Genomic DNA, 15,943 nt, shown 5'->3' with positions numbered 1-15,943 from the left:
AAGCTCCTAGAAGAGGAAGTAGCGCTGCGCCATCGGCAGCTCGGTGACCGGCTCGCAGGTGACGTCCTCGCCGTCGACGGTCACCCGGTACGTTTCGGGGTCGACGGCGATGTCCGGAGTCGCGTCGTTGAACTTCAGGTCCGCCTTGCTCAGGGAACGGATGCCGGAAACCGGGCGGATCACCTTCTCCAAGCCGAGCTCCTCCGGGACGCCCGCCTCGATGGCGGCCTTGGACAGGAAGGTGATGGAGGACTTCTGCATGGCCTTGCCGAAGGTAGCGAACATGGGCCGCATGGTCCGCGGCTGGGGCGTGGGGATGGAGGCGTTGGCGTCGCCCATGATGGCGTAGGCGATCTGCCCGCCCTTGAGCACCAGCTCCGGCTTCACGCCGAAAAACGCCGGATCCCAGAGGACGAGGTCCGCGAACTTCCCCTCCTCCACGGAGCCGATGGAGTCCGCCATGCCCTGCGCGATCGCCGGGTTGATTGTGTATTTCGCAACGTAGCGCTTGAGGCGGAAGTTGTCGCTGTCCGCGGAACCGTGGGTCCCGGCAGCGCTCTCCCCCCGGGGGTCCTCCAAAACGCCGCGCTGCTTCTTCATCTTGTCCGCCAGCTGCCAGGTGCGGGTAATGACCTCCCCCACCCGGCCCATCGCCTGCGAGTCGGAGGAGGTGATGGAGAAGATGCCGAGGTCCTGCAGCACGTCCTCGGCGGCGATGGTTTCGGCGCGGATGCGCGAATCGGCGAAGGCCACGTCCTCCGGGATGTCCGGGTTGAGGTGGTGGCAGACCATGAGCATGTCCAGGTGCTCTTCGATGGTGTTGCGCGTATACGGCAACGTGGGGTTGGTGGACGCGGGCAGCACGTTGGGCATGCCGGCGATCTTGATGATGTCCGGGGCGTGCCCGCCGCCGGCGCCCTCGGTGTGGAAGGTGTGGATCACCCGGCCGTCGATCGCCTTGATCGTGTCCTCCACGAAGCCGCACTCGTTGAGGGTGTCCGTGTGGATGGCCACCTGCACGTCGTATTGGTCGGCGGCCTTGAGCGAATTGTCGATCGAGGCCGTGGTGGAGCCCCAGTCCTCGTGGACCTTCAGCCCGACGGCGCCGGCCCGGATCTGCTCGGCCAGGGGCTCGACGGCGGAGGCGTGGCCCTTGCCGAAGACGCCAATGTTCACGGGCAGCCCCTCGGCCGCCTGCAGCATGCGCTTGATGTGCCAGGGCCCGGGAGTGACCGTGGTGGCCTTGGTGCCTTCGGCCGGGCCGGTGCCGCCGCCCACCATGGTGGTGATGCCGCTGCTGATCGCCGCGGGCACTTGGTCCGGGGAGATGAAATGGATGTGGGTGTCGATGCCGCCGGCGGTGAGGATCTTCCGCTCGCCCGAGATGATCTCGGTGCCGGTGCCGATCACGATGTCCACGCCGTCACTGATGTCCGGGTTACCGGCCTTGCCGATCCTGAGGATGTGGCCGTCCCGGAGGGCGACGTCGGCCTTGTAGATGCCGGTGTAGTCCAGCACAATCACATTGGTGATGACGGTGTCCGGAACTTCCTGTCCGGTGGCGCCGCCGTCGCGGGTGGCCTGGCCGTTCTGGCCCATGCCGTCGCGGATCACCTTGCCGCCGCCGAACACCGCCTCTTCGCCGTAGACGGTGTAGTCCTTCTCAATTTCGAGGAACAGCTCGGTGTCCGCGAGGCGGATGGCGTCGCCCGTCGTCGGGCCGTACAGCTCGGCGTACTGCCGGCGCGGAAGGTCGAAGCTCACTTGGTGCCTCCCTCAAGGTGCGTGCCGCCGTCGACGGTTCCATGGTCAAGCGGGCCGTTCACGGCATTCGACAGTCCGTGCACCTCGCGCCGCCCGGCGAGTTCGACGAGCCGCACGGTGCGCCGGTCCCCCGGCTCGAAGCGCGCCGCGGTGCCGGCCGGGATGTCCAGGCGGCGGCCGTAGGCAGCTTCGCGGTCGAATTCAAGCGCCCGGTTCGCCTCGGCGAAGTGGTAGTGGGAGCCGACTTGCACGGGTCGGTCGCCCCGGTTGACGACGTCGACGGCGATTGCCTCGCGGCCGCTGTTGCAGTGGATCGGCTCGGGACGGAGCCGGTATTCGCCGGGGATCATGGCGGCCTCCTAGCGGATGGGGTGGTGGACGGTGACGAGCTTGGTGCCGTCGGGGAAGGTGGCCTCGATCTGCACGTCGTGGATCATTTCCGGCACGCCTTCCATGACGTCCTCGCGGCCGAGGATGGTGGTTCCCCAGCCCATGAGCTCGGCCACCGTGCGGCCGTCGCGTGCGCCTTCGATGAGCTCGTAGCTGATGATGGCCACGGCTTCGGGGTGGTTCAGCTTGAGCCCGCGGGCCTGCCGCCGCCGGGCCAGGTCCGCCGCCACCACGATCATGAGCTTTTCCTGCTCACGGGGCATCAAGTGCATCGCTTCTCCTCATCGCCGGGCACGGTTTCCGCGGGTGTGTGACAAGGGTAGGCCCGGGGTGTTTCGGAGAGGTTTCGGGAGGACTACAGGCGGCTGCCGAAGCGGGCTACGGCCTGCACTAGGCTGTTGGCAACGTCGCGTGCCGTTGGCGGACTGCGCCAGGCATGGAGGCGTCGTATCCAAGGGGTCTTACATGACCGTTTCTTTCAACCACACCATCATTGCCGCCAAGGACCGGAACGAGTCAGCGCGGTTTTTCCGGGAGATTTTTGAGCTCTCCGAGGCACCCTCCTGGGGGCCGTTCACCAATGTCATGCTGGAAGGCGGCGTGCTGCTGCAGTTTGCCGAGCCGCCGGTGGACATCCAGATGCAGCACTACGCGTTCCTGGTGGACGATGAACTATTCGACCGCGCCTACGCACGCCTGCAGGCGAACGGAATCGAGCACTGGGCTGATCCGCAGATGCAACTGGCGGGGCAAACCAACACCGAGCACGGCGGCCGTGGTGTCTATTTCAAGGACCCCGCCGGACACGGCCTGGAAATGATCACGCAGCCGTACCTGTAGGAGCTTCCAACACTTCCTTCAGCCGCTTCAGGTCCTTGGTCATGGCGCTTTTCATCATGGGTGCCATGACCAAGGCCGCGAGCTTGGAGAAGCCCGCAGGCTTGCCGGTGTTGCGCAGGGTCATCCGGGTGCCGTTGCCGTGGTCTTCCCAGCGGTAGGTGGTCTGCATCGGGAACGGCCCCTGCGAAGTGCGCATCACCAGGACCTCGCCGGGCACGAACTCCACGAACTCGTAGGTGTAGTCAAGGGTTCTGCCGAGGAATCGGGCGGAGAACGCCAGCCGGGAACCCCGCCTCAGCGGCGGTTCGGTTTCCCAGCTCACCCGCTTGATGTTGGCGTACCACTCAGGCGCCTTGTCCGGATTGCCCGCGTAATCCGCTACGACGGCGCGCGGCCGGTTGATGACTGTTTCAACCTGGACATCGACCATCCCGATCACCCGCCGTCCTGCTAGCCCTCGCCCTGAGCCAAGTGTAGGCCCGCATGACGGAGCAGATCTTGGAGTGCGGTGAGTTTCTGCTGGACTGCAGGGAGGTACTCGCAGTACCCGTATCAACCGAGACTCCCTCAGCCGGGCGCCGGGTGGTCCCATTGGATTTGTCGGGGAGAACCCGCCCGCGGTCGAAAGGGGATTTCCATGTCACACGGCACGTCCATTGAGCCTGTAAGCGCAGCTCACCCAGCGCCGGCCGAAGAACACCCTGCTCACTGGCAGGGCGTCTTCGCGATGTCGCTGTGTGCCTTCGCCTTGATCTCCTCGGAGTTCATGCCCGTCAGCCTGCTGACGCCGATGGCGGCGGACCTTGGCGTGTCCGAGGGAATGGTTGGCCAGGGCATCGCGATCTCCGGACTGTTCGCGGTGCTGACCAGCCTGTCAGTCTCCACCTTGGCCGGCGGGATGAACCGCAAAACGCTGCTGCTAGCTATGACGGCGCTGATGGGCATCTCCGGCGCTATGGTGGCCGTGGCCCCGGACTACCCCGTGTACATGGCCGGCAGGGCGCTGATCGGCGTGGTCGTGGGCGGCTTCTGGTCGATGTCCGCGGCCACCGCCATGCGCCTCGTCCCGGCCTCCCGGCTGCCCCGAGCCCTGGCCATCTTCAACGGCGGCGGCGCGCTGGCCACCGTGCTGGGAGCACCGCTGGGCAGCTACCTTGGCGCTGTGGTGGGCTGGCGCGGGGCCTTCTTCTGCTTGGTCCCGATCTCGCTATTGTGCCTGGCTTGGCAGTGGTTCAGCCTGCCCTCACTGGAGGCCGCCAGGACAGCGGCGTCAGTCCGGCAGATCTTCGGCATCTTCGCGGCCCTCAAGAGCCGCCCTGTTGCCTTGGGCATGGCCGCATGCGGCGCCTTCTTCATGGGCCAGTTCATCCTCTTCACCTATGTGCGGCCGTTCCTGGAGACAGTCACCAAGGTGGATGTGGCCACGGTGTCGCTGGCGCTGCTCATCGTCGGCGTGGCGGGCTTCATCGGCACGCTGCTGATCGGCCGCTTCCTCGGCCCGGGCCTGTACCGGACCCTGGCCGTCATCCCGGCGCTGCTGGCCGCCGTCGCACTGGCCCTGGTTCCGTGCGGTCCCTCGGCCGCCGCGGTGCTGGTGCTGCTGGGGCTGTGGGGGCTTCTCGCAACTTCGGCCCCGGTCGGCTGGTGGAGCTGGGTGGCCACGGCCATGCCCCACAACGCCGAGGCTGGCGGCGGGCTCATGGTGGCCACGGTCCAGACCTGCATCGCCTTCGGGTCCACGCTCGGCGGTGTCCTGTTCGACGGCGGCGGGTACGGCAGCACCTTCATGGTCAGTGCCGCGGTGCTCGGGGCCGCCGCACTGCTGGCTGTGCTGACCGCCAAGGCCGCCGGCCGGGACACAGCAGCCGGCTAAGCCGCCGCCTACGAGGACTGGTCCGCCGGTCGGCCGCCGTATTCGCTGGCCGCCCAGGACGCGAGCAACTGCATGCGTTCGGCGGACGGTGTTCCCGGCTCCGCCGCATAGATCGTCAGGGTCAGCCCGGGATCGGACGCCATTTCCATGCCTTCGAAAGCCAGTGTCATTTCGCCAACCACCGGGTGCCGGAAGACCTTGAAGCCGGCACCGGGGCGCCAGACACTATGGGCGGCCCAACGACGGCGGAACTCCCCGCTGCGGGTGGCCAGCTCGCCGATCAGCTCGTGATGTTCCTTGTCGTGGGGGTTGCGTGCTCCTTCCATGCGCAGGATCTGCACGGTGGTGTCCGCAGCGCGTTCCCAGTCCGGGTGGAAGTCGAAGCCTCGCGGGTCGAGGAAGATGAACCGGGCAAAGTTGGGAGTGTGGCCCTCCGCGTCGTACATGTCCTTGTAGAAGGCCCGGCCCAGGAGGTTGCCGGCCAGCAGGTCCATCCGGCCGTTGCGGACGAACGCCGGGCCCTCGGTGACGGAATCGAGGATCCACTGGAGGCTGGCGTGCGGGCGCCAGTCCGCGGGGTTCCGCTTCCGGGGACGCCGGCCCACCGGGCTGGCCGCCTGGGCGAGGTCGAAAAGGTAGGCCCGTTCGTCGTCGTCGAGCAGGAGCGCGCGGGCCAGGCTGTCCAGGACCTCCGGCGAGGCCCCGCTGATCGCCCCGCGTTCCAGCTTGGTGTAATACTCAACGCTCATTCCGGCCAGCGCCGCCACCTCGATGCGGCGCAGCCCCGCCACGCGGCGGTTGGAGCCTGCGGGAAGGCCCACCTGTTCGGGCGAAACCTTGGCGCGGCGGCTCGTGAGGAACTCACGGACTTCTGCACGGTTATCCATGGAACAACCGTAGGCGCAGCGGCCCCGGCGAGGGAGCCTCCCGCAGTACCCGCTTTGGGCGGCGGGGCTCCGGGCGGGCTCAGACCGTGAAGGTGACCGTCGCCAGGACCCGGGAGCGGTTGATCTGCTTGGGGATTTCCAGCGTGGCCGTGCAGCTGCCCGACGGCGGGTAGACGGCCTGCGTAGTGCCGGTGCCGTCCGCGCCGATCACCACGGTGAGGGTGGTGGAGTAGTCCCCGGACACGATCCGCACGGTGTAGTAGTCCCGGTTGTTGGCGCCCTGGACGGCGAAGCTGACGCCGCCGTCGGGCAGGTAGTTCACGGTGAGCGGGGCATCGGAGGAGGCCGCCGCGGGCGCCGGATCGGTGGAGGCGGAGGAGGCGGGCTGGGTCGAGGACGAAGCGTCCGGCGACGACATCGTGGCGGCGGCGGCACCGCCGGCCGGGGCGGCGTCGTCGTTGCTGATGGTCACCTGGCCGAAGCCGTCGGCGAGGTTGAAGTCCGGCCCGGCGAGGAGCTGGACCATGAACTGCTCGGCGGATTCATACACAGCGTCCCCGTAGACAGTCACGGTGATGGTCGCCGTCGTGCTGTTGGCCGCGAAGGTCACGGACCCGGAAGCGGCGAGGAAGTCCGAGCCCGCCGCCGCAGTCCCGGCCACTGTCCGCCAACTGAGTGTCAGCGTTGTGTCCTGGGCCCGGCTCAGCGTCAGGGTAAGCGTCACCGTCTTGGCGCCACTGTTGCCCTCGACCACGGTGGCATCGCCGATCCGCACTTCCCGCTGGATGACGGCGGGCGGGGTGAACTGGTCATCGTCGGTGCGGAAGCGGAACCTGTTGAACGAGGCCGGCTCCGTGCCTGACGCGGGCCTGCCGAGGAGGCCGGTACGGCCGTCCGCGACGGCGGAGTTGAAGGAGCGGCTGGTGACCACCTGGCCGTTGAGCGTCACGGTGGCCACGGTGGCCTTGAGCACCAGGTTGAGGGTCTGTTCGCTGCCGGCGGCGGTGGTCCGGGCGACGGCCTGGTCCACCACCCAGCCGCTGCGCGGGCTCACGTGCCCGATCAGCACCCGCTGCCCGGGCACGTCGAGGACAACGAACTTGTAGTCGTTGGCGGCGTAGTAGTCGAAGACGATGCCGGTGACGCCGGCGGCACGGAACGTGGCCTCGACCTCTACGTAGGACAGGGAGTCGATGCCGGTGCTGCCGAACTGGGCCGAGGCGAGCGCCGTGTTGGCGGGGAACGCGGCGCCGGTACTTGCACTGGCGAGGTAGCGGCCGGTGTCGATGCTCCACGAGCCGGCTGCCGGGGTGAACGCCTCGGCCGTGCCGTCGTCGAAGTATTCCGTGCGGTCCAGCGAGATCTCCGGCGAGATGACCGTCAGGGCGATGTTGTCGAACCAGCCCTGGGCTTGCTGCGAACCGAAGCCCACCAAGCCCTTGTTCAGGGCCACGGCGTCCCCGTCGACGTACCGCACCGGGAACTGGTGGCTGAAGGCGTTCTTGCCGTCGATCGTCACGGTGACCACCAGCCCGTTGACCACCACGTTGAGCTCGTAGAACCTGCCGGCGCTCACCGAGCCGGGCACCGAGGCCTGGGCGTCGTACCACCACCCGGCGGCGTTGCGGTGGCCGATCACCATCTTGTTGATCGAATCGTCGATGCCGGCGAACTTGAAGTCCTCCGGACCGAAGTAATCGAAGATGGTGAACGCGTTGGCCTTCCAACCGCCCACCGCCTTGTCCATGGAGATCTTGGCCGCGATTTCGTAGTACACGGACTTGTAGGCGTCCGAGTACCAGACGGCGACGGCGTCCTGCGAGGGCCCGGCGGCCGTCACCTTGAGCAGGCCGTTCTGGACGGCGAACGCACCGGAGTCGGTAGCGAAGCCCTGCAGTGTGCCGTCGTTGAAGTCGGCGCCGCGGAGGGTGTCGCGGCGGCCGCCCGGGATGTTGCCCGCCTGCGGGTCGGTGGGTCCGCCGGTCTGCGTCTGCCACTGGCCGTGGTCGTGCTGGGTGATGAGGCCCAGCTCGCCGTCGGGTTCACCGTTCCGGGCGGGATCATTGCCGGTATCCGTGGCCCGGGTGGGGTCCGCGCCCTGGCTGCGGGAGAGGGCGTACAGGAACCTGGGCAGCTGCGGTTCCACCTGGCGGCTGACGGTGGCGATGCCGAACGGCGCGAACGGGACGAGATAGCTGTTGAACTCGCCCACCCAGTCGATCAGCCGGTCGCCGCCGGTGTTGCCGATCAGGATGTCCAGGCCGGCGCCGCCGAAGACGCGGTCCTGGTAGCTGGAGTTCACGCCGTCGGGAGCGTCGTTGAGGCCGTTGTTAGTGGTCAGCAGCTCGTCGGCGTTGGAGAGGTCGTTGCCCCAGCCGGCCCAGAGGGTGTCCTGGCCGGTGCCGCCCACGGACCAGTCGTTGCCGAGGTCGCCGAAGATGGCGTCGTCGCCGTCGGAGGGCTGGTTGGTGATGGTTGCGGTGCAGTTGCCCTGGTTGTCGACGGCGACACAGGCGGTCACCCAGTTGCCGGAGCCGGCGTCGTTGTTCAGGAAGAACTGCCGGGCCCACGGCGGGACAGTGCCCTTCCAGACGCTGCCATCGGCGTTGAAGAGGATGGCGCGGCGCGGATCGTATTCGTCGTAGAGGAGGAATTCGCCCAGCCGGCCCATGTTGTGGTTGTTGCTGTGCCAGGCGTTGGTGTCGGCGCCGAAGTGCAGCACGTCGCCCGGGTTGTACGGGTGCAGGAAGTCGATCAGTTCCAGGCCCACGGGGTTGCCGTTGGCGTCGAAGTGCTGGGCGTAGGAGGTGCCGAGCGCCTCGGAGCCGGAGATGGCGTCGTCGCCGGCACCGCCGTGGATGAAGTCGTTGCCCCAGCCGCCGAAGATGATGTCGTCCGAGTTGTTGGCGTCGAAGAGCGGCTGGTTGGCCACGTGGTGCTGGCTGGCGTTGACGTTGTCGCCCAGGTTGTACGGGGTGAGGTCCGCGGCCTTGGCCAGCTGCCCGGCGACGTTGATGGTGGCGGTCTGCACCCGGCCGGGGGTGTAGATGGCCTCGTTGAGGACATCCCCTTCGCTGGTGCGGGTGTCAGGGTCCACGGTGCGGAACCGGTAGACGCCGTAGAGCGGCTCGCCCAGCTGCGTGCACACCGCGCTCGAGGCCACGGAGCAGCCGGTGTTGCGGCTGGTGAAGATCCGGCCGTCGTCGCCGAGGATGCCGTCGGTGCCGGTGCCGCCGGAGATCCAGTCGTTGCCCCAGCCGCCGATCAGGTCGTCGTCCTGGGCGTCGCCGTAGAGGGCGTCGTGGTCGGCGCCGGCGTAGGCGGTGTCGTCGCCGGATTCGCCGTGGACCTCGTCGCGGCCGCCGATCTGCGTGTACTTCCAGGTGCCGGTGGCGGTGTCCAGGACGATCGAGCAGGTGGGCTGGGTGGGCGAGCCGTTGCAGTCCGAACCGGCACCCTGGCCGAAGTTGGCGGGGACGAAGTCCGGGCCGCCCGGGGTGTAGTCGAGCAGGTGGACACCGCGGACCACGATCCGCTGGTTTCCGTAGTTGTCGTAGTTGAAGGTGACGTAGTTGGCCGCGCCGACTGCGCCCGTGGGGTTGACGTCCGTGTGGTTGGTGCCCACGATCCGGATGATCCGGCCGTTGTCCGCCACGATGGTGTCGGCGTCGCGGGCGTGCATGTTGGCGGGGAGAGTATTGTCAGCCAGGATGCCGCCGGGCAAGCCCGGGGTGCCGGCCACGCCGCTCACCTGGTTGTTCATGGCGATCTGGGTTCCGGCACCGCCGAACAGCAGGTCGGCGCCGCGGTCATCGCCGGGCAGGTAGGCCAAGGCCGGGAAGGGCAGCCCGTCCGGGCGGAGCTCGGGGGTAACCAGCGAGAAGAAGTCGCTGCTGCCGCCCACGATGTCGTCCTGGCCGAGTCCGCCGAACACCACGTCGTTGCCGGCGTTGCCCTCGATGTAGTCCTCGCCGTCGGTGGCGGCCTCGAAGGAGGCGACGACGGCGAGCACCCCGGTGAAGTCGCAAACCACGTTGCCCGGGGTGCCGGTGCAGCCCAGCGGGGTGCGGGAGGCGCCCGCGTGCAGGGTCACGGTGAGGTCGTCCACCATGCGTGCGAAGGCCTGCTCGATGCCGCCATCGCCCTGGATGACGTCGTTGCCCAGCTGGCCGAGGATCACGTCGTGGCCCGCGCCGCCTGCAAGGTAGTCGTTTCCGAAGCTGCCGGCCCACTTGCCGCCTTCGTCCGAGGCGAAGTCGTGGAAGAGGTTCGTGACGTCGTATTCGGCCCACCAGGGGGCGCCGTCCGGATCGCGGTAGGCACGCGGGGTGCCGTCCACGAGGAGCAGGCCGCTGTTGTCCTCGGTGACCGTTCCGCCGCAGGCGTTGGGCTGGTCGCTGCGGCTGTAGAGCAGGGTGCCGCAGAGCGTCTGGAAGTGGTAGCTGAGGAAGTCGGTGCGGAGCAGGTGGGCGTTGTCGCCGAGGACCATGTCGTCGGCGTCGTCGCCGTCGGCCATGTCGTGCCCGGCCCCACCGATCAGCAGGTCCCGGCCGAGGTTGCCGAAGATGATGTCGTCCGCGCCGCGCTGCAGGTTGCGGGACTCGACCGCCAGCACGGAGGCGAGCGCCGTCGTCTGGATCTTCTGGAGGCGCGCGTCGGGTTCGTTCGGGTCCGCGACGTCCTGGATCACGGCGCCGTGGTCGCCGAAGACGATGTCGTCGTAGGCGGACTCCGGTCCGGAGCCGCCAGCACCCGATCCGATCGTGCCGGTGCCCTCGCCGAAGAGCAGGTCCCGGCCCGCCGTCAGCAGGTCGTCGCGGACCGGTGACGGGTACGGCTGGATGGTGGTGCCGTTGTTGAGGAAGCCGGCGCCGGTGACGGACGGCAGCGGGCTGCGGTCGACGACGGCAATGTCCAGCGCCCGGGTGAAGACGTTGACGTTGACGCCGGAGTCGCCGTAGATGTGGTCTACGCCGCGCTGGCCGCGGATTTCGTCGTCGCCCGAGCCGCCGGCCAGGTGGTCGCCGGCCTGGCTGCCGATGATCAGGTCGTCGCCGAGTCCGCCGTAGGCCGTGAAGCCGACGGTGGGCAGCTGGGCGGGTGCCAGGTGGGCGAAGAGGCCGGAGGCGTCGATGATGTCGTTGCCGGCATAGTCGTACGGGTTGGCCAGGCCCAGCATCCACTCGTCGTCCTCGTTCCCGGCGTCGGGGATGTTGACGAAGGGGTCGAAGGGCTTGGGGCCGAACTCCATGCCGAGGACGTCGTACGGGTGGCCCGAATACCAGACGCCGTCCTGGCTGGTGTCGCCGTAGACCACCAGCGGCGAGCCGGGACCCGCGGTGGCGTCGAGGTCGCAGGGGACCGCTGTGCCGTCGATGACCGGGGCCACGAGCCTGCAGACGGTGATGGTGTCGCCGCCGATCAGCAGGCCACCGTCGCGGTTCGCGTCGTAGCCGGTGACCGTGAAGACCGGCGCATCCCAGACCGCCACACCGGCGGCGTTGAGGTGGACGGTGGGCCGGAGGGCCGCGTTCCAGAACGTCATGGTGGTGGCCGTCAGGGCCTTGATGGTGAAGGGCCCGGCGAGGCCGCTGATGCGCACCTGCATGCCCACCTTGAAGCCGTCGGCCAGGAAGGAGCCGCCGTCGGTCCGGACGAGGTAATCAGTGTGCAACTGCATGGTGCCGCTGGCGGTCAGCGCCACGGGCTTGGCCGCGTGCACGTCCGTGGGGACTACCGCCGTCGGGCCACCGTAGACGGGTCCGGAGAGGTACATGACCGAGCCTTCGCCGCAGTGCGGGAACGGATCGGCGAAGGGGCAGGTGGCGTTGCCGAAGCCAAGGATGAGCCGGGTGAAGGACTCCCCTGCCAGCTGGATGTGCTGCGGGCCGTGGCCGTACGGGTCCAGGGCGAAGTAGCCGCTGCCTGGCAGGTAGTCGGTGAGTGCCCACGGCAGCCCATCCAGTCGGGTCAGGACCAGGCCGGTGCCGGCGGGAGCACCAAGGCCCGGCGCGGAGCGTTGCATGTCGAAGGCGTTCCGGATGAAGGAGTTGCCGCCGCCGTGGACGGTGGTGAGGCCGCCGTGCGGTCCGGGGACGAACACGGTGCGGCTGCCGTTCAGGGCGGGCAGCGGGTCTCCGCGGCCCAGGGTGAGCACCAGGTCCGTCACCGCCGTAAGCCGCCAGGCGCCCGTGACGCCCTGGATCATCACCAACTGGCCGGCGACGAAGCCGTCGGCGATCCAGCTGCCGGACGCCCGGGTGACCGTTCCGCCGTCGTTGGCTGCGTTGGGGACGGTGGTGACGGCGCCGGTGACGCTGACCGGCACGTCCGCGGCCACCAGGGTGCGCACGGCGGTGGAGGCGCCGGCCGCCGGGCCGGTGAGCTGGAGCAGGTACATCACGGTGTTGTCGGTGGTGTCCGTCGGGTCGTCGTCGCCGAAGCCGAGCACCTTCCACGTTCCGGCGAGGCCGCTGATGGTCACCGGCTGGCCGATCAGGAAGCCCTGGGCCTTCCAGTCGAACGGTGCGGGCCGGCTGATCCGGTGGGTGGAACCGTATTCGCCCACGGACGGGGCCAGCACCACGGTGCCGGTCAGCTTCACGGCGTCGTCCGGCTGCAAGGTGCCCTGGATGTCCAGGTGGTCATTCCCGGTGCCGAGCATCAGGTTGAAGACCTCGATGGTGGACTTGGCGCCGTTTGTGACGAACTGCCCGTCGATGAACTGGACGGTGCCGTAGCTGATGCCGCCCGGGAACACCTGCGGTTCGCCGAAGGTCTGGCCCTCGGCACCGCCGTAGGCCGCCCCGAAGTCGAGGTCCTTGGCCATGTTGAAGCCGCGCAGCGAGGTGCTGTTCATGGCCCCGCGCCCGTTCGCCTGGGAGGAGTCGTTGTAGATGTTCAGGATGTCGATCTGCTTGGACTCGGGTGCCTGCGTGGCGATCGCGAAGAGCGGGCCGTCCTGTTCGCCCGGGAGCTTCAGGCCCAGCTGGAGGGAGCGGTCAGCGCCGGTGACGCCGCCTTCCACGGCGAGCGGGCCGCGCAGCCGGGACACCAGGTGCTGGCCGGCCGGGAAGATCTTCACGCCCTGCCGCTGCAGCGGCTGTTCGTAGGCCACGTCCGCCCGGAGTTCGATGAACTGTTCCTGGAACCAGTTGGCGGCGGTGAAGTCCACGACGGCGGCAATCCGCACCACCATGAAGGCGCCGGCCCCGAAGGCGGCCAGAGAGTCGCCGCTGAGGGCGAAGTTGCGCAGTTCCAGCTTCTCGTCGTGCCCGGCGTTGTCCCCGCGGATGACGGCGATCTTGGCCCGGATGCACGTGCCGGCCTGGCAGATCTGCACCCACTGGCCTTCGCTGAAGCCGTCGGCGAGCCAGCTGCCGCTTACAGGCCGGACCAGCCGCCAGGCGCCGCCCACGAATTCCGTTGTGGCCGTGCCGTCCCACGCGCCGGAGCGGGTGATCCGGTTGATGCTGATGCCGGCGCCGCCCGCGCAGGCCGGGGCGGAGGACAGGACCATGGACTTGCCGTTGGCGCTGACGGACAGGACGGTGAAGATGGTCGCGCCGCAGCTGGAGATCGTGATCCGCTGCCCGGCGGCGAAGCCTTCGTCCAGGAAGCTGCCGAGGTCACTGCCGTTGGCCCGGCTGACGGTAGCTCCGGCGATGGCCAGTGCGCCTTGGAAGGCGCGGGCCGGGATGTCCCCGCCCACCACCGCGTAGCCGGCCGGGGTGACGGCCGTGCCGCCCACCGAGACCACGTCCACCAGGCCGTCCGGGATCAGCGCGATCCGGACGGTGCCGCCCGCGCCGCCTGCGGGGGCCCGGGTGAGCCGGATGGTGTATCCGTCGGTGCCACCGGGGATGGTGCAGGCGGAGTTGCCGCACTTGATAACCACGGTGTCCGCCCCGGTGGGGAGGCTGACCACGTTGGGGGTCTCGTCGTCGTACACCAGCACGTCGGTGCGCTGCAGGCCGCTGCGCAGGTTCGGGAACGGGTAGGCGGCCGCCGCGGCGGGTGCGGTGAGCAGGGTGTCGAGTTCGTAGTTGACGACGGCGGTCAGCGGGTCGCCGGGGTCGCTGTTGCTGCGGGCCTTGACCACGATCCGCAGCGGGGTGCTCCAGTTGGTGGAGTCGAAGCTGACGGAGTAGTAGGTGCCGCCGTGGCCGTCGGAGAAGGCGAGCCAGCGGCCGGCCGGGACCAGGCTGAAGTCGAGCTGGATGAGCCGCTGGCTGTCCGCGTCCATCCAGACCTTCACCCAGATGGTGTGGCCCGCGGCGGGCGCCTTCGCGAGGCTGAGCAGGAGGTCGTCGGTGCGCTGCGTCAGGGCGCTGCCTTCGATGACCACGGTGCGGCCGTCCACGGAGGTGCCGCCGGGTTCCACCTCGGTGACGTAGACGCCGGGGGTGTCGTTGTCGTAGACCAGCGCGTTGACCTGGCGGACCGCGGCCCGGTGGAAGCGGGTGTCCTGGCTGATCACGCTGTGCTGCAGGACCACGGTGCGGTCGCCTTCGGCGCGGGGATCGTCCACGGCCCAGAGGTAGACGCGCTGCGGCGTGTTCCAGGTGCCCGGCGTGAAGGTCAGGGTCAGTGCCCGGCCGGCCTCGTCCACCACCGCGCCGTTGACCACGTAGTGCCGCTGGAATTCGGAGAGCTCGTCGCACTGGGCGTCCGTGGTTCCCACGCACAGCCACACGGTGTCGCCCAGGCCGTTGGGCAGCGGGGCCGGGTTGGTCAGGCTGCCGTCGGCTTCCTGCGACGGCGGGAAGGCGGCGGAGACGCTCACGTACACGTTCGACGTCGGGACCACCGCGAGTTCCACCGTGTAGTAGGCGTAGCTCTTGATGGCGGCGGTTCCGGCCGCTCCTTCGCGGACCCGGGTGCCGCCGGTTCCTTCGCGGATCACCACGATGCCGCGGTCCTGGGTGGCCAGGTTGTAGGGCACGCCGTCGGCGGTGAGGCCGTCGTAGCCGGGGTCGGTGGGCGAGGTGACGATGTGGTCCACGGCGCCGCTGAGGCCCTCAAGTTCGCGGGTGACGATGTCCGCTGTGACGTCGCCGGTCACGCTGATCATGTCCGAGCCGAGGCCGCCGATCACCCGGTACGCCACCCCGTAGGCGGTGGACTGGACGAAGAACTGGTCGTCGCCCTCCAGCCCGTCCACCTCCACCACTTCGATGGTGGTGTACTTGACGTTCAGCCCGGCCCCGAAGATGCCCTTGTCCGTGATGGCGAAATCGTCCGCGAACTCGGTGCCCAGGACCACCAGCTTGTCGAAGCCGGTGCCGCCGTCCACGTTGACCGGGGCGTTGACGTTGTACTGGACCTCGTCCTCGCCGCCGCCGGCCCGGATGTCCAGCGGCCGGGAGGTGGAGAAGCCCAGGCCGATCACGGGGACGGCCACGCCGTTCAGGTCCAGCGGGATGACGTCGTCTTCCCACTTGGTGTTGTCGAGGTCAGCGTTGCTGCCGGGCAGGTGGTTGAAGGTGGTGTGGGCATCGGCGTTGTTGCAGACGCCGTCCCCGTTGCGGTCGTAGCGGGTGTAGCCGGCGTTGATGACACAGGACCCGAACGCCGTGGTGGTGGGGAAAGTCCCGCCGGCGGGAGCGAAGGAGACGTCGCTCAGGCCGCAGCCGGCGATGCTGTCCGCGTCGGTGTCGCAGACGGCGGCCACGGCGAAGGCCCGCACGATGAAGATGTCGTTGTTGTCGTCGCCGTTAAGTTGGACCTCGGCCTGGTTGGAGTAGACGGTGAACTGGTCGTTGCCGGTGCCGCCCGTGGCCAGCAGCGGGGCGTGCGCTCCGGGGCTGAGCCAGCCGCGGGTCGTCGGGACCAGCGCCGGGAAGGTGTCGGCCGGGAGGAGGGCGCCGCCGTCGGGAGCGTTCTGGGCGCCGCGCTGGGTGCCGAAGATCTGGCCGATCTGGAACACGTCGTTGCCGGCGCCGCCGTCCAGGGTGATGGTGGCGGAGGTGTCGTCCACGTAGAAGGCGTCGTTGCCGCCTTGGCCGAAGACCGTGATGCGGCCGTTGAGGGCGGTGTCGTAGTTGATCCGCTGGACCAGGGCGCTGGGTTCGTTGCCGGCGGTCCGGTCGCGGTAGGAGCCGATGCCGCCGTCCGCCGCGAGGCTGCCGGCCAGCAGGGCAATGAAGGCCGGGTGGTCCGCCGTCTCGGTCGGGCTCAGGCAATTGCT

Annotated in this window: 8 protein-coding genes (1 of these 8 cut by a window edge); 2 read left to right on the top strand and 6 right to left on the bottom strand. The window is 68.8% G+C overall.

The window, feature by feature from the left end; genetic code table 11:
- Positions 1-6: 6 nt before the first annotated feature.
- From ureC to D3654_RS19060, 3 genes are read right to left on the bottom strand one after another with little or no spacing between them, the layout of a single operon-like run.
- Positions 7-1,764 carry an urease subunit alpha gene (gene ureC / locus D3654_RS19070; RefSeq protein WP_120523034.1) on the bottom strand — a complete coding sequence of 586 codons (1,758 nt, stop codon included), beginning with the start codon at positions 1,762-1,764 and terminating at the stop codon, positions 7-9.
- The gene (locus D3654_RS19065; protein ID WP_120523033.1) at positions 1,761-2,114 is read right to left on the bottom strand and encodes an urease subunit beta; all 354 of its coding nucleotides are present in this window, start codon (positions 2,112-2,114) and stop codon (positions 1,761-1,763) included. The genes ureC and D3654_RS19065 overlap by 4 nt, the downstream gene beginning before the upstream one ends.
- 9 nt (positions 2,115-2,123) lie before the next feature.
- Positions 2,124-2,426 (bottom strand): urease subunit gamma, encoded by a 303-nt coding sequence (locus D3654_RS19060; protein ID WP_120523032.1) that lies wholly within the window; start codon positions 2,424-2,426, stop codon positions 2,124-2,126.
- Positions 2,427-2,619: 193 nt separating this feature from the next.
- Between D3654_RS19060 and D3654_RS19055 the strand changes: the two genes are divergently transcribed.
- Positions 2,620-2,994, top strand: a complete 375-nt coding sequence (locus tag D3654_RS19055; protein ID WP_120523031.1) for a VOC family protein — start codon at positions 2,620-2,622, stop codon at positions 2,992-2,994.
- Here the strand turns inward: D3654_RS19055 and D3654_RS19050 are convergent.
- Positions 2,975-3,424, bottom strand: a complete 450-nt coding sequence (locus D3654_RS19050; protein WP_120523104.1) for an SRPBCC family protein — start codon at positions 3,422-3,424, stop codon at positions 2,975-2,977. The genes D3654_RS19055 and D3654_RS19050 overlap by 20 nt on opposite strands.
- Before the next feature lie 207 nt (positions 3,425-3,631).
- Here D3654_RS19050 and D3654_RS19045 point away from each other — a divergent pair, with 207 nt between their 5' ends.
- A complete protein-coding gene (locus D3654_RS19045) occupies positions 3,632-4,867 on the top strand; it encodes an MFS transporter (RefSeq protein WP_245413333.1) in 1,236 nt (411 codons plus the stop codon).
- Between the two features lie 8 nt (positions 4,868-4,875).
- Here the strand turns inward: D3654_RS19045 and D3654_RS19040 are convergent, their stop codons facing one another.
- Both D3654_RS19040 and D3654_RS19035 read right to left on the bottom strand, forming a co-directional pair.
- Complete coding sequence (locus D3654_RS19040) at positions 4,876-5,754, bottom strand: helix-turn-helix transcriptional regulator (protein ID WP_120523029.1); 879 nt, start codon at positions 5,752-5,754, stop codon at positions 4,876-4,878.
- Positions 5,755-5,833: 79 nt separating this feature from the next.
- Positions 5,834-15,943 carry the end of a Calx-beta domain-containing protein gene (locus D3654_RS19035; protein ID WP_162943802.1) on the bottom strand. The gene runs 19,011 nt beyond the window's last position, so 10,110 of the gene's 29,121 nt are visible here — the last part of the coding sequence; the start codon falls outside the window, past its right edge; it ends in the stop codon at positions 5,834-5,836.

It is taken from the genome of Arthrobacter celericrescens, assembly GCF_003614925.1.
Classification (GTDB): domain Bacteria; phylum Actinomycetota; class Actinomycetes; order Actinomycetales; family Micrococcaceae; genus Arthrobacter; species Arthrobacter celericrescens.
Note: the sequence above shows the minus strand (reverse complement) of the source record. Positions and strands in the feature narration are given on the sequence as shown.